At 72.4% G+C, this 18,165-nt stretch carries 13 protein-coding genes; 7 read left to right on the top strand and 6 right to left on the bottom strand.

Going from position 1 to position 18,165, the window contains the following annotated elements; genetic code table 11:
* Positions 1-8: 8 nt before the first annotated feature.
* From FVE89_RS14930 to pth, 3 genes are read right to left on the bottom strand one after another with little or no spacing between them, the layout of a single operon-like run.
* The gene (locus FVE89_RS14930; RefSeq protein ID WP_160534718.1) at positions 9-458 is read right to left on the bottom strand and encodes a PIN domain-containing protein; all 450 of its coding nucleotides are present in this window, start codon (positions 456-458) and stop codon (positions 9-11) included.
* Positions 448-681, bottom strand: a complete 234-nt coding sequence (locus FVE89_RS14925) for a hypothetical protein (RefSeq protein WP_160534717.1) — start codon at positions 679-681, stop codon at positions 448-450. Before FVE89_RS14925 ends, FVE89_RS14930 begins: the two co-directional genes overlap by 11 nt.
* Before the next feature lie 45 nt (positions 682-726).
* A complete protein-coding gene (gene pth, locus FVE89_RS14920) occupies positions 727-1,335 on the bottom strand; it encodes an aminoacyl-tRNA hydrolase (RefSeq protein WP_160534716.1) in 609 nt (202 codons plus the stop codon).
* A gap of 271 nt (positions 1,336-1,606) precedes the next feature.
* Here pth and FVE89_RS14915 point away from each other — a divergent pair, with 271 nt between their 5' ends.
* Positions 1,607-1,837, top strand: a complete 231-nt coding sequence (locus FVE89_RS14915) for a hypothetical protein (protein ID WP_160534715.1) — start codon at positions 1,607-1,609, stop codon at positions 1,835-1,837.
* Positions 1,838-1,974: 137 nt separating this feature from the next.
* Here FVE89_RS14915 and FVE89_RS14910 read toward each other — a convergent pair whose 3' ends face one another.
* Positions 1,975-4,149 (bottom strand): FUSC family protein, encoded by a 2,175-nt coding sequence (locus FVE89_RS14910; protein ID WP_160534714.1) that lies wholly within the window; start codon positions 4,147-4,149, stop codon positions 1,975-1,977.
* Positions 4,150-4,533: 384 nt separating this feature from the next.
* Between FVE89_RS14910 and FVE89_RS14905 the strand changes: the two genes are divergently transcribed.
* From FVE89_RS14905 to eutC, 3 genes are all read left to right on the top strand, one after another.
* Positions 4,534-6,681, top strand: a complete 2,148-nt coding sequence (locus tag FVE89_RS14905) for a TonB-dependent siderophore receptor (RefSeq protein WP_160534713.1) — start codon at positions 4,534-4,536, stop codon at positions 6,679-6,681.
* A gap of 232 nt (positions 6,682-6,913) precedes the next feature.
* Positions 6,914-8,317: an ethanolamine ammonia-lyase subunit EutB gene (locus FVE89_RS14900; RefSeq protein WP_160534712.1), complete on the top strand. Its 1,404-nt coding sequence runs from the start codon at positions 6,914-6,916 to the stop codon at positions 8,315-8,317.
* Positions 8,314-9,096, top strand: a complete 783-nt coding sequence (eutC, locus tag FVE89_RS14895) for an ethanolamine ammonia-lyase subunit EutC (protein ID WP_160534711.1) — start codon at positions 8,314-8,316, stop codon at positions 9,094-9,096. The genes FVE89_RS14900 and eutC overlap by 4 nt, the downstream gene beginning before the upstream one ends.
* Before the next feature lie 26 nt (positions 9,097-9,122).
* Here the strand turns inward: eutC and FVE89_RS14890 are convergent, their stop codons facing one another.
* Together FVE89_RS14890 and FVE89_RS14885 are read right to left on the bottom strand one after the other, a co-directional pair.
* The gene (locus tag FVE89_RS14890; protein WP_342389719.1) at positions 9,123-10,769 is read right to left on the bottom strand and encodes an ABC transporter permease; all 1,647 of its coding nucleotides are present in this window, start codon (positions 10,767-10,769) and stop codon (positions 9,123-9,125) included.
* A gap of 349 nt (positions 10,770-11,118) precedes the next feature.
* Positions 11,119-12,102 carry a LacI family DNA-binding transcriptional regulator gene (locus FVE89_RS14885; RefSeq protein WP_160534710.1) on the bottom strand — a complete coding sequence of 328 codons (984 nt, stop codon included), beginning with the start codon at positions 12,100-12,102 and terminating at the stop codon, positions 11,119-11,121.
* A gap of 187 nt (positions 12,103-12,289) precedes the next feature.
* Here FVE89_RS14885 and ptsP point away from each other — a divergent pair, with 187 nt between their 5' ends.
* The 3 genes from ptsP (at position 12,290) to FVE89_RS14870 (ending at position 17,786) form a co-directional block, all read left to right on the top strand.
* Positions 12,290-14,887 (top strand): phosphoenolpyruvate--protein phosphotransferase, encoded by a 2,598-nt coding sequence (gene ptsP / locus FVE89_RS14880; RefSeq protein ID WP_160534709.1) that lies wholly within the window; start codon positions 12,290-12,292, stop codon positions 14,885-14,887.
* Complete coding sequence (pfkB, locus tag FVE89_RS14875; RefSeq protein WP_160534708.1) at positions 14,884-15,846, top strand: 1-phosphofructokinase; 963 nt, start codon at positions 14,884-14,886, stop codon at positions 15,844-15,846. Before ptsP ends, pfkB begins: the two co-directional genes overlap by 4 nt.
* 233 nt (positions 15,847-16,079) lie before the next feature.
* The gene (locus FVE89_RS14870; protein WP_160534707.1) at positions 16,080-17,786 is read left to right on the top strand and encodes a PTS fructose transporter subunit EIIBC; all 1,707 of its coding nucleotides are present in this window, start codon (positions 16,080-16,082) and stop codon (positions 17,784-17,786) included.
* Positions 17,787-18,165 lie beyond the last annotated feature (379 nt).

Here is an 18,165-nt window from a genome sequence, read left to right as displayed (position 1 = left end):
GATCGGTCCTAGTGTTCGGTCACGACGGCCTCGGGGCCGACCATGAAGGGGTTGAGGATGGTGGTGCCGCGGACCGTGCGGTCGTGCTGGTAATCCTCCGAGAGGAGATAGCGGCATCCGGCGCGCATCGCAGCGGCGAGAATGATGCAATCCCACCACTGGAAGGTCGTCTCGGTCCGGATCGACCAGGCCCGCGTGATGAGTTCGAGATCGGTCGCACCCTGGGAGAAGGGTTGCAGTTCCAGTGTCATGCGCCGCATCTCCGCGCTGTCGACGGCGACCTTCCCGCGCAGGACCGCATTGTGGATCTCGCCGATCACCTGCGGACTCACGACGAGGGCCTCGCGGGCCGCGAGCGTCGCCAGCCAGTGCGTGGCCGTCCGTTGCTTGTCCGGAAAACGATCATCGCGGGCATACAGGAAGACGTTCGTATCGACGAAGACCAGATCAGTCGTCATCGTACAGCTGGTCTCGGGTCGGAGCCTTGCCGTTCTCGTCCAGAACGTGGAGGGGCGGTCCCGCCAGGAACCGCTCGATCGCCTCCCGCTGCGTCAGCGGCCGGCCGACCCGCTGCTCGACGGCCTCGGCGATGAAGCGCGACAGGCTCTTGCCGTCGCGCGCGGCCGCGACGCGCGCCCGCTGCAGCAGGGCCTCGTTCATCGTCACGGTGACGTTCTTCATGGCAGCCTCCGAGGCCGATCCATATCGTGTTCCCGTGTTTTCGTGTCAATTTTTCGCGCCCAGCGTCTTCACCTCGTCCCAGCCGCGGCCCGCCATGGCGAGGTGGACCTTGTTCTGGAAGCTCGCATCCTCGCCGGCCGCCAGAAGCGCGGCGTGGTCGGCGACCGCCCGGCAGAGATCCTCGACCCAGGGCTGCTCGGCCTTGCCGAAATCGTTGAGCACGTACGAATGCACCAGTGCCTTGTCGCCGGGATGGCCGATGCCGAGCCGTACCCGGCGATAGTCGTTGCCGCATTGCGCCGTGATCGAGCGCAGCCCGTTATGGCCGGCATTGCCGCCACCGAGCTTCACCCGGAGCTTGGCGGGGGCGAGGTCGAGCTCGTCATGGAGCACGATCACGTCGGCCAGTGGGATCTTGTAGAAGCGCTGCGCCTCCGAGACCGAACGGCCCGACTCGTTCATGAAGGTCGAAGGCTTCAGCAGGATCGCCCGCTCGGTGCCGAGAACCACCTCGGCGGCCTCGCCCTGGAAGCGATGGCGGAACGGGCTCGCCCGGTGCTGGCGGGCGATCGCGTCGATGGCCAGGAAGCCGATATTGTGCCGGTTGCCCGCGTAGCGCGCGCCCGGATTGCCGAGGCCGACGATCAACTTCATAGCGCGGGCTTTCAGTAGAATCAGGTCGGCGCGGTCTGTGGCACGCTTCCGCGCAGACCGCACCCCCGGTCGGCGCACCAGCCCCGTGCGCCAGCGCACCGCAGCATTCGAACCCGAGGCAGAGTATTCCCGTTGAGAGGTCACCAACGGCCAAGAAAAGCCGAGCGATCAAGACCGCCCATCCGTTCATGATGGCGACGATCTTCCTCACCCGACACGATTGACCGGATGACGTCCCGCTGAAGTCAACCGAAAACGTTCGGAGATCATCATGACGATCCGCATGCTCGCCGCCGCCGCCCTGGTCGCCGCGGTTGCCACGCCGGCCCTCGCGCAGGGCCTGGACTCGAAGCACTCGCCCTATCCCGCCTCGGCCTATTCGGGCTGGATCGGCAACGCCACGGTGGCGTCGCAGGCCCCCGCCGCCTACGGCCGGCCGCTCGCCTACCGCTACGCCGGCCCGCATGCCGGCGGTCCGGCGAACGCCCTGCCGCGGTACTGAGGCGACCCAGGATCCGGGTTTCCAAAGGGATCATCCCTTTGGCGGGGTCTCGGGGCAGAGCCCTGAGATGATGACCAGGGCTCTGCCCTGGACCCGCGAAAGGTCTCGACCTTTCGAAACCAGAACGGGGGGCCGTGTCAGGTTGGCGCCCCCGCGCGGATCTCCCTCGGCCGCAGGGTCCCGACCAGGAGATCCACCTGGCTCACGAGCCGGGTGAGCGATTGCCCCCGGCCGAGGGCGGGCCGCTCCGGCAGCGGCCGGTCCGCACCCAGAGCCGCCAGGGCCGCGACGATCCAGGCCCGCCACGCCTCGGCCTCCGGGTCCACGGCTTCGGGGGCGTGCCGCAGCACGGTGAGCCGGGCGCTGATCCGGCGCAGGGTCGCGTCGGCCACCAGGGCGGATTCGACCTCCGGATGGCGGCCGGCCCGGGGCTGCTGCAGGGCCCGCGACAGGGCCGCCTCCAGGTCGTTGAGGGCAAGGCCGCCCGCCCGGGCCCGACCCGGGATTGCGGCCTCCCGATCCGGCCCGGCGGCGACACCCAGCACGGCCTCGGCGTAGGCGGCGTGGGTCTTGAGGACCCGGCGCAATTCCTGACGGACCTGATCGGGCTCCCAGATCGGCCAGAGCACGAGGCAGCTCGCCACCGCGATCACGCCGCCCAGCACCGTGAAGCCGCCCCGCATGGCGACGATCTCCCAGGAGCTGTGGCCGGGCTCCAGGAGCTCCACCAGCAGCACCACGAGGGGCGTCAGGCAGGCGATGAAGAAGCCGTAGGAGATCTGCCGGGCCGCGAAGCCGACGATCGACAGCACGAGGATCATCCCGGCCTCGGCGAGCGGGGTCGTGGCGTAGTAGGCCAGCACCGCACCCACGAGGCCGCCCAGCACCGTGCCGCCGATCCGCTCCAGCGCCCGCTGCCACGTCGCCGCGTAGAAGGGCTGCATGGTCAGCACCACGGTCATCACCAGCCAATGCGTGAAGGCGCCCGCATAGGTCAGCGTCGCGGCCAGCGCCGGAGCCGCCACCGTGCTCGCCCGGAGCGCGTGGCGCAGGTTCGGTGACGCGAAGGTGAAGTTCTGCCGCAGCGGTTCGACGTAGCGGGTCCAGCGGTCCAGGCGGCCGCCCTCCGTGAACGTGCCGCCGGGGCGGTAGCCCTCCGGGGTCGAGAGCTTGGCGCCGATCCGCACCCGCCCGACGATCCGCTCGGCGAGCCGCGCCAGGGTCGGATCCTCCGCGAGACCTTCGGCGGTCCGGGCGATGGAATGCTCCAGGCGGCCGAGATCGAGATCGACATCGTCGCGGATCGCCCGGGCGATGGTCACCAGCAGGGGGCGCAGGCGGCGCAGGAAGATCTTTGCGAGAGCACGGCGGCGGGCATCCGGGCGGCTGTCGATCAGCTCGCCGACCGCGATCAAGGCCGAAAAGATCTGCTCGGCGCTCTCCAGGCGCAGCAGCGCCTGGGCGGTCCGGTCCGAGACGCGCTCCCGGGAGCGGACGAGGTCGAGGATCATGGTCCGCGCGGTCTCGATGCTCGTCCGCACGCCGCGCCGGTGGCCGCGCGCGTGGCCGTCGAAGGCCGCGGTGTCGGGCTCCGGCAGGGCGACGAGCCGTTCGAGATCGCCGCAGAGCCGCGCGAGGTCGCGCCAGACCTCCGCCACCGCCCGATGGGCCGGCCGGTAGGGGTGCAGCCGCCAGATCACCAGGGCCAGGAACGTCGCCCAGAGGCCGCCGGCCGCGAACATCACCACGGTGGTGGCCGCCTGCGCCAGGGTGAGCGGCCGGTCGAGGGCGATGCACAAAACCACCACCAGCACGTTGCCGGCCGCCTGCGCCTGCACGCTCCAGACGCGGGCATACGAGCAGGCGAAGATCAGCGCGCAGGCCGCCGGGACGACGACGGCCAGGCCCAGGGGCTGAATCAGGCCGAGCCCGGCCCAGAGCAGGCCGCCGAGGATCGAGAAGGCGCTGAGTACCCGCAGGCGCGCCCGCATCGGCCCGCCCGTGTCGCAGAAGCAGGCGAGGTTGGCGGCGAGCGCCATGGTCAGCAACGGCGGCCATTGCAGCCAGATGTTGATCAGGATGACGACGCCGAACGCGAAGGCGGCGCGTACGCCCTCCACGAGGCGGATGTTCCGCAGGTCGAGGCCGGTCGGCAGCCGTCGCAGGTCGGCGCCGGGGCGGTTCAGGCTGCCCCGGCCGGCGGCGTTCCGGCGGCGCCGGTCGCGCGCGGGCGGCGATGCGGGGGGACGGGCTGCTGTCGGACTCGGGGCGGGCAAGCGCGGTCTCCGGACGCGGGCATGACGCCCCGGCATGAACCTGCGCCCGGCCTGTTCGGATCCGTCCGGCCGCGCAAGCCTTTTCGCGCATGACGGGCCGGCCGGTCCGCGCGGGCTCACGGCCGTCAGGCCCACCGCCGAGGTCGCCGGCCGGGAGCCGAGCCGATCCCACCGGAACACGGCACCTGAGGCGAGGGACCGGCCTTCGCGCCGAAGAAGATCAGCATGGTCCGGCGCGTGATTGAAATCGTTATCATTATAATCTTTCGCAAGATCTCGGGCGCGGCTTGTCGAATCATTGTCGGGATGAAACATCGCCCGGCAGCGGACTGGGGCAGACTTGATCATCAAGGCCGATGGGATTGTCTTGAAATTCATCAGCCGCTCGATCTGACGAGATGGTGATTTCAGACTATGCTCATGGGACATCGCCGCGCGACGCTGCCGTCATTTGTCCTGGCCGTCGTGCTGAACAGCGTCGCCGCAGCCGAAGAGCGCTCCGCCGGCGCTGACGTCGTTCTCGAAGAACTCTCCGTCGCGGGAACGTCCGCGCCCCGCGGACTGGTGCCGGCCTATGCCGGCGGGCAGGTGGCGCAGGGCGGGCGGCTCGGCGTGCTCGGCAATGTCGAGGCGCGCAAGGCCCCCTTCAGCATCGCCAGCTACACCGACACCCTGATCCGCGACCGGCAGGCGCGGACGGTCAACGAGGCCCTCGTCCTCGACCCCTCGGTCCGCGCCACCCAGAGCACGGGGGCGCCGTTCGATTCCTTCTCGGTGCGCGGCTTCCCCGCCAACGAGAACACCAGCGGCGAGGTCGCGTTCGACGGGGTGTACGGCGTCGCGCCGAGCTTCCGCATCTTCACCGACTATGCCGAGCGCATCGAGGTGCTGAAGGGCCCCTCCGCGGCGCTGACCGGGGTGGCGCCGAACGGCGCGGTCGGCGGCGTGATCAACGTGGTGCCGAAGCGCGCCGGCACGGATCTCACCCGGGTCACCCTGGATTACGGCTCGGCAGCCAACGGCGGCCTCCAGCTCGACACCGCCCGCCGCTGGGGTGACCAGAGGGAATGGGGCGCCCGGCTCGTCGGCAGCCTGCACGGGGGCGCCACGCCCTTCGACCACCAGTCCGAGACGGCGGGCGTCGGGGCGCTGGCCCTCGACTACCAGGGCGAACGGTTCCGGGCCTGGCTCTACCTGCTGGCGCAGACCGACCGGTTCGACGCGCCCCTGCGCCCGTTCCAGCTCAAGGCCGGCGTGCCGGTGCCGCGGGCGCCCGCCGGCCGCCTGAACCTGACCCAGCCCTGGGAATATTCCGATATCGACGATCGCGGCGGCCTGCTGCGCACCGAGTACGACCTCACCGACCAGCTCACCCTGTTCGCCGATGTCGGCGGCTCGCGGAGCACGGTGGAGCGCTACTTCCAGTCGGCCCCGACCATCCTCAACCAGCGCGGCGACACGACCAGCACGCCGCAATTCTACGCCCTCGGCGTCGATCGCCTGACCTATGATGGCGGCCTGCGGGCGCGGTTCGAGACCGGGTTCCTCCACCACGCCGTCACCCTGCAGGCCTCGGCCTACGCGGAGGAGACGGGGCGGTGGGTATCCCCCGGCCGCGGCGCCTACCTGTCGAACCTCTACGCGCCGCGCCGGGTGCCCTACATCGCGCCGGTTGACGGGGCCGGCCGGCCGCGCCTGTCGGACAGCACCCTGTCGGGGATCTCGGTGGCCGACACGCTCGCGGCGCTGGACGAGCGCATCCTGCTGACGCTCGGGGTGCGCGGCCAGCGGGTCGAGGCCCACAATTACGTGTCGAATGTCGGCACGCTGACAACCTCCTACGACAGGAGCGCCACCAGTCCGGTCGCCGGCCTCGTGGTCCGCCCCTGGGAGGCCGTCTCGCTCTACGGCAACTACATCGAAGGGCTGAGCCGCGGCGATCTCGCGCCGGCTTTGGCCAAAAACTCCGGCGAGATCCTGGCGCCGTCCGTGGCCCGGCAGGTCGAGGCCGGCGTGAAGCTCGATCTCGGCCGGCTCGGCGCCACGCTCGCGGCCTTCCGGATCACGAAGCCCGGCGGCGAGCTCGGCCCGCAGAACCGCTTCGCGGCGACCGGCGCGCAGCGGGTGAGCGGTCTCGAGCTCAACGTCTTCGGCGAGATCACCCCGCAGCTGCGGGCGCTCGGCGGCGTGACGCTGCTCGACGGGCGGCTCGTCCGGACCGCCCTCGCCGCCAATCTCGGCCACCGGCCGATCGGGGTGCCGGCGGTGCAGGCGAGCCTCGGCGCGGAATGGGACCTGCCCGGCCTGACCGGCCTGACCCTCGACGGCGCGCTGATCTACACCGGGCGCCAATTCGTCGATCTGGCGAACCGGCAGGCCCTGCCGGACTGGGCGCGCCTCGATCTCGGCCTGCGCTACGCGACGGTGATCGGGGGCCGGCAGACGACGTTCCGCGCCAACGTGGAGAACGTGACGGGGACGCGGTACTGGACCGGGGTCGCCTCGTTCGGGACCTTCTTCCAGGGCGCGCCGCGCACCTACCTGCTGTCGATGGCGGTGGATCTCTGAGCGGGACGTCGCGGGCCGCCGGGACGAAGGCGGCCGGCCCCCGCTTGTCCGGGGCGACCCCACCGGGCCGAAGCGGGCGGCCCGATGCCGTCTGTTCGCGCCGGGACCGTTCGCGCGGCTCCAGCCAGCCACGCGCGTCTTCGAGGTCGGGCGCCCGGCTTCGGCGTGCGGCCCTCGCAATCCGGCCGGACCGTGATACCTGACGGCGGACAGCTCGCCTGGAGCGCCAGCCATGGCCTACGCGACCACGATCGAAGGCACACGCTTCACCTTTCCGGACCTGCGCAGCCTGCTGGCCAAGGCGACGCCGGAGCGATCCGGCGATCAGCTGGCCGGGCTCTGCGCCGAGGGGCCGGTGGAGCGCCTCGCCGCGCAGATCGCGCTGGCCGACCTGCCGCTGAAGGCCTTCCTGGCGGAGGAGCTGATTCCCTCGGAGAAGGACGAGGTCTCGGACCTCATCGCGCGCCGGCATGATCCGACGGCCTTCGCGCCGGTGGCGTCGCTGACGGTCGGCGCGTTCCGGGAATGGCTGCTCGCGCCGGCGGCCGACGCGCAGGCGCTCGCGGCGCTGGCCCCCGGTCTGACGCCCGAGATGGTGGCGGCCGTCTCAAAGATCTGCCGGCTGCAGGATCTCGTGGCGATCGCCGCCAAGCGGCCGGTGGTGACGCGCTTCCGCTCCACGATCGGCCTGCCCGGCCGCCTCGCCACCCGCAACCAGCCGAACCACCCGACCGATTCCTCGGCCGGCATCCTGATCTCGGCCCTCGACGGGCTGCTGATGGGCTCGGGCGACGCGGTGATCGGCGTGAACCCGGCCACGGATTCGCTTCCGGACTACATCCGGATCGTCGAGCTCCTGGAGACCCTGCGCCTGCGCCTCGACGTGCCGACCCAGCATTGCTGCCTCGGCCACGTCACCGTGGCGATCGAGGCCATGGCGCGGGGGGCGCCGGTGGACCTCGTGTTCCAGTCGGTGGCGGGCTCGCAGAAGGCCAATGCCGGCTTCGGCGTCGATCTCGCCGTCCTGCGCGAGGCCGCCGAGGCGGCGCGCGCGCTGGGCCGCTGCCCGGAGGGCGGGCAATGCATGTATTTCGAGACCGGCCAGGGTTCCGCCCTCTCGGCGGATGCGCATTGGGGCGTCGATCAGCAGACCATGGAGGCGCGCGCCTACGCGGTGGCGCGGGAATTCGATCCGCTCCTCGTCAACACGGTCGTGGGCTTCATCGGGCCGGAATACCTCTACAACGGCAAGCAGATCATCCGGGCCGGGCTGGAGGACCATTTCTGCGGCAAGCTGCTCGGCCTGCCGATGGGGGTGGACGTCTGCTACACCAACCACGCCGATGCCGACGGCGAGGACATGGACGCCCTGCTGACCCTGCTCTGCGCGGCGGGCGTCAACTTCGTCATCACGGTGCCGGGGGCCGACGACGTGATGCTGAACTACCAGTCCCTCTCCCACCACGATGCGGTCTTCGCCCGCGAGACCCTGGGCCGCCCGCCGGCCCCGGAATTCGAGGCGTGGCTGCGCGCGGTGCGCATCACCGACGCGCAGGGCCGGCTCGCCGGTGCGGCGGGCGAACTGCCCCCGGCGCTCGCCGAGGCGTCGCGCCTCCTGCCGGGACGGGCGGCATGAGCGCGCCCGAAACCAAGCATGCCGGCGCCCCGTCGCTGCGCGACCTGCGCGCGCTCACCCAGGCCCGCATCGCGCTGGGTGCCCACGGCGCCGGCCTGCCGACCGGGGCGGCGCTCGCCTTCGGGCTGGACCATGCCCGCGCCCGCGAGGCGGTCTGGACGCCCCTCGATACGGGGGCGATCCGCGAGGCCCTGCGGGCCGAGGGGCTCGACGCGGTGGAGCTCCGCGCCAACGCCGCCGACCGGGCCGAGTACCTGCGCCGACCCGACCGGGGGCGCATCCTGCACCCGGATTCGGATGCCGTCCTCGACGGGCTTGGAACGGGCTTCGACGTCGCCCTGGTGATCGCCGACGGGCTCTCGGCCACGGCGGTCGCCCTCAACGCGGTGCCCACCGCCGCCGCGCTCGCCGCGCGGGTGCGGCGGGCCGGCTGGAGCCTCGCGCCGGTCGCGGTGGTGCAGCAGGGCCGGGTGGCGATCGGCGATCCGATCGGCGCCCGGCTCAAGGCGCGCTGCGTCGTCGTGCTGATCGGCGAGCGGCCGGGCCTGTCGGCCTCCGACAGCCTCGGCTGCTACATCACCTGTGCGCCGGAACCGGGCCTGCCGGATTCCCGGCGCAACTGCATCTCGAACATCCGGCAGGACGGGCTCGCGGTCGAGGCGGCGGCCGACCAGATGGAGGCCCTGCTGCGGGCCATGATGGCGCAGGGGACCAGCGGGGTCGGCCTGCGCCGGGACAGCCGCGTGAGCCCGCCGGCGCCGCCCCTCCCGGAGGCGTAGGGCGCCCTCTCGCGAGGCGCATCACGTCATGGTTTCGAAAGGTCGGGACCTTTCGCGGGTCCAGGGCGGAGCCCTGGTGCCGGGCTTCGCCCGAGCTCGGGGCTCCGCCCCCGAACCCCGCCAAGGGGCTGAAGCCCTTTGGAAACCCGGGATTCGGGCAGCGGCTGGGACAGGCGCGTCGGCAGATCGGTCAGGCGCAGGGACCGGCGCAGGGCGCGGGACAGGGCGTCGACCAGCATGCTCAGGAGCGCCGTGGCCACGATCAGCAGCGCGGCGACGTCCAGGCGCACCTCCGAGATCGCGGCGTCGATGGAGAAGCCCAGCGTCGCCACCCCCAGGATGCCGAAGATCGCGCTCTCGCGCAGGATCAGCTCCCAGCGATAGAGCAGATAGGCCAGGAACTGCCCGTAGAGCCGGGGCACGGTCTCGTAGCTGTAGAGGTTCAGGCCGGTCGGCGCGTCGGGGCGGTAGGCGAGGCCGTCGGCGTGGCGCCCCATCAGGTAGCCGACGATGCCGGCATTGTGGATCGTCAGCGCCAGGATCGCCGGCAGCATCGACGGGCCGAGGAGCTGCAGCAGCACGTAGGCCAGCATGTATTCCGGCGTCGAGCGCACCACCACCAGGAGGACGCGCCCGAAGGGCTGCCCGATCGGCCCGGCGAAGCGGCGCGAGGCGAGGGGGAACAGCACCAGCGCGCCGAGGCCGGTCGCGACCAGCGCGATCTGGGCGAGCACCAGCGTCTGGAGGGTGCCGGGCAGGATCTGCTCCGTCACGATCGGCCGGAGCCAGACCCAGAACCGGCCCCAGGTCGCCGGGTCGAGGAGCGCGCCGGACCGGAGCGGGCTCGGCACGATGTCGTGGCCGAGGAAGCGGCCGAGGCTGGTGAGCCAGTCGGTCGTCCCGACGGTCTCGGGCAGGGCGAGGATGCTGCCCACGAGCAGGACCGGCAGGGTCGAGAGGCGCATCCAGAGGCGGCGGGAGCCGATCAGCAGGTAGAAGATCAGGAGCAGCGCCCCGGCCTCGGCGTAGCGGCCCTGCCGGAAGGCGGATTCGAGGTAGAAGCCCATGGTGGGCAGGCCGATGAAGCCGAGCACCAGGGTCGAGCGCATGGCGCATTCGAACCGGTAGAGCGTGTAGTGGCGGAAGGCCGGGCCGACCTCGGGCAGGCGCGCGTACAGGAAGGCCGAGAGGGCGCCGGCCCCCTTCGGCAGGACCCGCAGGGCGGAGAGATCCGCCTCCTCGATGATCTCGGCATAGACCTTGGCGCAGATGCCCGCGTAGGGCAGCGCGATGGCCAGGATGCCGGTGATCGCCGACAGGCCGAACACCTGCGTCAGCAGCAGCGCCCAGAACAATTCGTGGACCGAGCGCAGGCCCGCGCAGGCGAGCCGCACGCTCCGGACCTTGGCGAACGGGATGGCGAGGACGAAGCCGGCCCCGGCCCCGATCGTGACCCCGAGGATCGCGAAGGCGACGGTGTAGACGACGCTCCAGATCTCGACCGCCGGGAAATCCGGGTGGATCAGGCCGGCGAGCAGGCGCCGCAGGTCGGCCCAGGGATGGAGGCTGGTGACGGCGAGATCGGCCAGCAGGAGCGCCGCCGCCGCCGCCCCGACGAACCAGCGGGTCGCCGCGGCGTAGCCCCGGCCGGCCGTCAGGCGGAGGACGTTCACGCGGCCGTCCCCCGCGCGATACGGCGGGTTCCGGCCGAAGCCCGGGCCGCGGCGGGATAATCCGGGTCGCCGGCCAACGCGCCCTCCCGCCCCTCCCCCGCAAGGGGGGCGGGAGATGCGCGGTGCCCGCCAGCCCTATCCGATGAGGTTCTGTGAAGCCGCAAGTCTGCACGGGAGAGAGGGCTCGTGGCGCCCGCCGAGGCTGTCGGCGCACGCGTGTCGTCCGCCGTGATTGCAGCGCGATCCGGCGCAGCCCCAGGCCGCTGCGCAGTGGCTCGTCCGGTCTCCGTCAGCATGGGGCGCTCTCCATCCAGCTCCCGGACGTCAACGATGCCCATCACGTGGACCGTCACCGCGCCCGTGTCGAGCCGCGGGCCAGGAGGCAGCCGCTGAGGACCACCTTCCGGACCGGCTGATCCGGCCGCTCGATCCGCTCGAACAGCAGCCGCATCGCCTGCGCGCCGATCTCGGCGACGGGCTGCTCGATCACGGTCAGGCCCGGCTCGGCGAGTTCGGTCCAGGGCTCGTTGTCGAACCCGGCCAGCGCCAGATCGCGCGGGAGCGCCAGATTCAGGGCGCGGGCTGCCCGCACCGCCCCCATCAGGATCAGCCCGTTCGAGACGATGAGGGCCTCCGGCCGGTCGGCCTCCTGGAACCAGCGCGCGGCCTCCTCCATCGCGGCCGCCGCGTTCGGGGCGACGCTGCGGATCCGCGGCGCCAAGCCATGCCGCCGCAGGGCCTCCTCGTACCCCGCCCGGCGCTCCAGGGCGGTCGAGCTCGTCGAGCCGAACAGGCCGCCGATCCGGGCGTAACCCTGGGCCGCGAGGTGATCGACCAGGGTCGCGCAGGCCGCCCCGTTGTCGAGCACGACGCTGTCATAGGCGCCCGGCGGCCCCGACCGGTCGATCAGCACGACGGGGAAGTCGAACGCGCGGGCGCCGAGGTCCTTCGTGGTGGTCACGGTCGGCGCGAAGATCACGCCGGTGACCCGCTCCTCCTCCATCAGGCGCAGATACATCGCCTCGCGGGCGGGATCCTCGTCGGTGTTGCACAGGATGACCCGCATGTCGGCGCCGAAGGCCGCATCCTCCACGGCCCGGCTCACCGCCGTGAAGAACGGGTTGCGGATGTCGGCGACGATCAGGCCGATCGTCCGGGCCGATTGCGAGCGTAGCCGCCGGGCGGAGAGGTTGGGCCGGTAGCCCGTGGCGCGCACCGCCGCCTCCACCTGCTCGCGCAGGGCCTCGCTCACCGGCCCCTGGCCGAGGGCGCGCGACACGGTCGCGGTCGAGACGCCCGCCGCGCGGGCGACATCGCGGATTCCCACCTTCATCGCCGGACCATCCGGAAATCGTTTCCAGCCCTGTTGCACGATCATTGACACTCTACCGGTCGAGGCACAACCGAAACGCCCGGGTTCGACAGCGCCGGATGTTGACATGCGTTGTGAAAACGTTTTCAGTGACCGCAACGAACAGGCGGCCGGGGAGTCGTCGCTCGCGACGGGAGGAGGGCACGCCATGCTCGCACCGACACCGACATGTGCGCCGCGCATCCTCGTGCGCACCGGGGCCGCGCCCGCCGACAAGGACGCGGCGATCCGCGAGGCCGCCCAGCTCCTGACCGCCGCCGGCTGCATCGACGCGGGCTACGGCGCGAGCATGCTGCGCCGCGAGGGGGTGGCGAACACCTATCTCGGCCACGGCGTCGTCATTCCACACGGCATGGTCGACGACCGGCACCTCGTCCGCCACAGCGGCCTCGCGGTCCTGCAGGTGCCCGACGGCATCCTCTGGCACGACGGGCAGACGGCCCATCTGGTGGTGGCGATCGCGGCGCAGTCCGACACCCACATCACGGTGCTTCGCCGGCTGACCCGCCTGATTCAGGACGAGGCGCGGCTGGAGCAGCTGCGCACCACGACGCGCGAGGGCGACATCGTCGAGGCCCTGTCGCAGGATACGGTTCCGGGCGCGTCGGGCCAGACTGGATCGGCTCCCGCCGCGGACCTGCGCCAGCGCTTCGACTGGACGGTCGATTATCCCACCGGCCTGCATGCGCGGCCCGCCGCCCACTGGGTCGAGGTGGCGAAATCCTGCCCGGCCCGGATCCAGGTGCGTCACGGCACCCAGGTCGCCGACGCCAAGAGCCTGATCGGCCTGCTCCAGCTCGGCCTGCACTGCGGCGACGAGATCACGATCTCGACCGAGGGCGACGACGAGGCGGGCGCCCTGGCGAAGATCTGCGCGGCGGTGACGGGTCTGAGCGCCGGCGAGAAGGCGGCGGCGCAGCGGGCCGCGGAGGCCGCCGCCAAAGCCGCCGCCCTGGCGGCCGGTCCGGTCGCCGGCTGGAACCCCTCGGACGCGCCGCGGATCCTGGCGGGGATCGGCGCGAGCCCCGGGATCAGCATCGGGCCGATCCACGTGCTGGCCGGCGCGGAGATCACGGTCCCCGACGCGCCCGAGCCCCTGACCACCGGCGCCGACCGCCTCCATCACGCGCTCGCCGTGACCACCGATCAGCTCAAGGCGCTGGCCGACGACACCGAGCGGCGCCTCGGCAAGGCCGATGCCGGGATCTTCCGCGCCCAGGCCGAGCTGATCGCCGACACGGACCTGATCACGCTCACCTGCCAGCTCATGGTCGAGGGCCACGGCGTCGCCTTCGCGTGGCATACGGCCGTCGAGCGCATCGCCGGCCAGCTCGCCGCCCTCGGCAACCCGGTCCTGGCCGGGCGGGCCGCGGACCTCCGCGACGTCGGCCGCCGGGTCCTGGCGCAGATCGACCCGGCCCTGAGGAGCGGGCATGCGCTGCCGGAGGAGCCCTGCATCCTGATCGCCCCCGACCTCGCACCGTCCGACACGGCCGGCCTCGATCCGACCCGGGTGCTCGGCCTCGCCACGGCCCAGGGCGGCCCGACCTCCCACACGGCAATCCTGGCCCGGACGCTCGGCATCCCCGCCCTGGTGGCCGGCGGCCCCGGGCTGCTGGGGCTCGCCGACGGCACGAAGGCGATCCTCGACGGCAGCACCGGCCGCCTCTATCTCGATCCGAGCCGGGCCGATCTCGCGTCGGCCGAGGCGTGGCGCGACCGGCAGCGCCGGCAGGCCGAGGACGAGGCGCGCGCGCGCGCGCTGCCCGCCCGCACCCGGGACGGCCATGCCCTCGCGATCGGCGCCAACGTCAACAATCCCGAGCAGGTCCCCTTCGCGCTCGATCAGGGTGCCGAGGGCGTCGGCCTGATGCGCACCGAGTTCCTGTTCCTGGAGCGCGGCGACACCCCCTCGGAGGACGACCAGTACGCCACCTATGCCGGCATGCTGAAGGCGCTGGGCGGCCGTCCGCTGATCGTGCGCACCCTCGATATCGGCGGCGACAAGCAGGTCTCGCACCTGCACCTGCCGAAGGAGGAGAACCCGTTCCTGGGCGTGCGCGGCGCGCGGCTGCTGCTGCGCCGGCCGGACCTGCTGGAGCCGCAGCTGCGTGCCCTCTACCGGGCGGCGAAGGACCATGTCGGCTCCGCGGCCCCGACCGGCCAGCACGCGCCGCTCTCGATCATGATGCCGATGATCACCTCCGTGCCGGAGGTTCTGCGCCTGCGCGGCATCGCCGAGACGATCCGCGCCGAGATCGGCGCCCCCTACGTGCCGCTCGGCATCATGATCGAGGTGCCGGCCGCCGCGATCCAGGCCGATGCGCTGGCCCGCCACTGCGACTTCTTCTCGATCGGCACCAACGACCTCACGCAATACGCGCTCGCCATCGACCGCCAGAACACGGAACTCGCCCCCGAGGCGGATTCCCTGCACCCGGCGGTGCTGCGGCTGATCCACATGACCTGCGAGGGCGCCGCGCGCCACAAGCGCTTCGTGGGCGTCTGCGGCGGGATCGCGGGCGACCCGTTCGGCGCCTGCCTGCTGGCGGGGCTCGGCGTCCATGAATTGTCGATGACCCCGCGCGACGTGCCGGGCGTCAAGGCGCGGCTGCGCGGCGCCGACATGAGCGCGCTCCGGGCGCTGGCGAGCCAGGCCTGCGAGCAGGAGGATGCCGCCGCGGTCCGGGCGCTGGAATCCGCGCTCGTCGCCGGCTCAGAGCACGCCCCGGGGGTCGCCGCGTGAGCCCGATCGTCACCCTGACCCTCAACCCGGCGATCGACCAGACCGTCGTGCTCGACGCGCTGGAGCCCGGCACGGTCCATCGCGCCCGGTCGGTGCGGTCCCATGCCGGCGGCAAGGGCGTCAACGTCGCCTGCTGCCTCGCCGATTGGGGGCTGCCGGTCACCGCCACCGGGATCCTGGGGGCGGACAACGCCGCCCCGTTCGCGCAGGTCTTCGCCGAGAAGGGCATCGCCGACCGCTTCGTGCGCGTCCCCGGCGAGACCCGCACCAACCTCAAACTGCTCGACCGGCGGACCGGCGACACGACCGACATCAACCTGCCCGGGCTCGGGGTGACGGACGACAGCTTCGCCGAGGCCGAGGCCACGCTGCTCGATCTGGCCGTCCGCGACGCCTGGGTGGTGCTGGCCGGGAGCCTGCCCGGGGCGCTGCCGCCGGACACCTACGCGGCGCTCACGCGCCGCCTGAAGGCCCGGGGCGCCCGGGTGGTGCTCGACGCCTCGGGGCCGCCGCTCGCCGCCGTCCTCGATGCGGGGCCGGAGGCGCTGCCCTTCGCGGCGAAGCCGAACCGGCACGAGCTGGAGGAGTGGATCGGGCACGCCCTGCCGACGCTCGACGCCGTGCGGGCCGCCGGGATGGGCCTGCGCGACCGGGGCATCCCGGTGGTGGTGGTCTCGCTCGGGCCCGAGGGCGCGCTGGTCCTGACGCCGGAGGGGAGCGTTCACGCGGAGCCGCCCGCCACCGAGGTCGCCAGCACGGTCGGCGCGGGGGACGCCCTGGTGGCGGGCCTCGTGGCGGCGCTCCGGGCCGGGCTCGACCCCGACGCGACCGCCCGGCTGGCCGTGGCCTTCGCGGCCGGGAAGCTGACCCGCGCGGGCGCCAGCCTGCCGCCCCGCGCCACCGTCGAGGCGCTGATGCGCGCCGTCCGCGTGGCGCCCGCCGATCATCGCGAGGCCTGAGCGCACGGACGCTGCGCCGGTCTCCAAACCGCGACCTCATCCTGAAGTGCCGCAGCGAAGCGGCGGCCTCGAAGGAGGGTTCCAGGGATCGCGGCGTCTTCTGGAGGGCTCCTTCGAGGCCCGCTGACGCGGGCACCTCAGGATGAGGTCGAGACAGGGACGACGCGTATTTCCATCCGCTCCGCGCCGCCTCGGCCCGGAGGCCGAGATGAAGCCAAACTAGGGAGGAACCCATGGCCCAGTTGCTGGCGGTGGTCGGAGGCGGCGACCTCTCCACCCATGCCGTCCTCGCCCTCGAGGCGCTGCGCAAGGCCGCCAAGCGGCGCAACCAGCCGATCGCATTGGAACTGCGCGGCGCGCCGGGCGCCAACCCCCTGCCGGAGGCGGCGATCCGCGAGGCCGGGGCGGTGCTGCTCGTCGGCCCGGGCGATCTCGGCGAGGGAAGGTTCGGGTCCCTGCGCCGGGCGCGGGCGGCCATCGAGGACGTGCTCACCGACGTCAACGGCGTCCTCGACCGGGTGCTGTCCGGCCCCGGGGAGGCGGCGGCCGGGGCGGAGACCGGGGCGAAGCGGATCGTCGCGATCACCTCCTGCCCGACCGGGATCGCCCACACCTTCATGGCGGCTGAGGGGATCCAGGCGGCCGCCGAGGCGCTCGGCCACACGGTCCGCGTGGAGACGCAGGGGTCGGTCGGCGCCCGCGACACGCTCACACCCGCCGAGATCGCCGCCGCCGACATCGTGCTGATCGCGGCCGATACCGGCGTCGACCGGGCGCGGTTTGCCGGCAAGCGCGTCTACGCCACCAACACCAAGGCGGCGATCCGCGACGGCAAGGGCCTGATCGCCACCGCGCTCGCCGAGGCGCAGGTGCAGGCGGCCGGCGGCGACGCCGAGGCCCCCGCCGGGCCGGAGGCGGCCGAGCGGAAGGCCGGCGCCTACAAGCATCTGATGACCGGCGTCTCGTTCATGCTGCCCTTCGTGGTGGCGGGCGGCCTGCTGATCGCGCTCGCCTTCGCGGTCGGCGGCATCGACGCCATGGCGCCCGGCAATGCCGGCACGCTGGGCTACGCCCTCGGGCAGATCGGCGCCAAGGCGGCCTTCGCGCTGATCGTCCCGGCGCTTGCCGGCTACATCGCCTACTCGATCGCCGACCGGCCCGGGATCGCGCCCGGCATGATCGGCGGCATGCTGGCCGCCAACCTCCAGGCCGGATTCCTCGGGGGCATCGCGGCCGGGTTCATCGCCGGCTACACGGCCCGGTTCCTCAACACGCATATCCGGCTGCCCAAGACCCTTGAGGGGCTGAAGCCGGTCCTGATCCTGCCGCTGCTCGCCACCACCGTCACCGGCCTCCTGATGATCTACGTGGTCGGCGTGCCGGTGGCGGCGGTGCTGGCGGCGCTCACGACCTGGCTGAAGGGCATGCAGGGGGCGAGCGCCCTGGTGCTCGGGCTCGTGCTCGGCGGCATGATGGCGATCGACATGGGCGGCCCGATCAACAAGGCCGCCTACGCGTCGGCGGCGGCTCTGCTCTCCTCCGGCGTCGATGCGCCCATGGCCGCCGTGATGCTCGGCGGGATGACGCCGCCGCTGGGCCTGGCCCTCGCGACCCGCCTGTTCCCGGCCCGCTTCACGCCGGCGGAGCGCGAGGCCGGCGGCGCGGCCGCGGTGCTGGGCGCGGCCTTCATCACCGAGGGGGCGATCCCCTTCGCGGCGGCCGACCCGCTCCGGGTGATCCCGTCGCTGGTCGCCGGCTCCGCGGTGGCGGGCGCCCTGGCGTTGACGCTCGGCGTGACCCTGAAGGTGCCGCATGGCGGCCTGTTCGTGCTGCCGATCCCGAACGCCGTGACGAATCTGCCGGGCGCCGTCCTGGCGCTCGCCGCCGGCACCCTGGTCACCGCCGCAGCCGTCGGCCTGCTCAAGAAGCGCCCGGCCTGAGCCCGGGCTGAGCCCGGCGCACGACCGGGCCATCGCGTCAGAACGACGTCATCGGCGGATACCGTCAGGGTTTCAAAAGGTCCGCGACCTTTTGCGGGTGCAGGGCAGAGCCCTGCGCGATGACGTCTGGGCTCCGCCCCGACACCCCGCCAAAGGGCTTCAGCCCTTTGGGAACCCGTTTCATCCGGCTGAACCACGATCGCGTCGGAAGGGCGGCGGGGTTCGCGGGGCTCGGTTTCGGACAGCCCGGATAGTGTTCAAGTCATGTTCATCTCGGCGAGCCGGATCCTGGCAATGGAATTTCGTCGGCTGGGGAAGAACAAGCCGATTACAAGTCGGTGGTGTTGGGAAATTTTGCGCGCATCCCTCTTCCGAATAG

This window comes from Methylobacterium sp. 2A (assembly GCF_009806555.1).
Taxonomy (GTDB): Bacteria; Pseudomonadota; Alphaproteobacteria; order Rhizobiales; family Beijerinckiaceae; genus Methylobacterium.
Note: the sequence above shows the minus strand (reverse complement) of the source record. Positions and strands in the feature narration are given on the sequence as shown.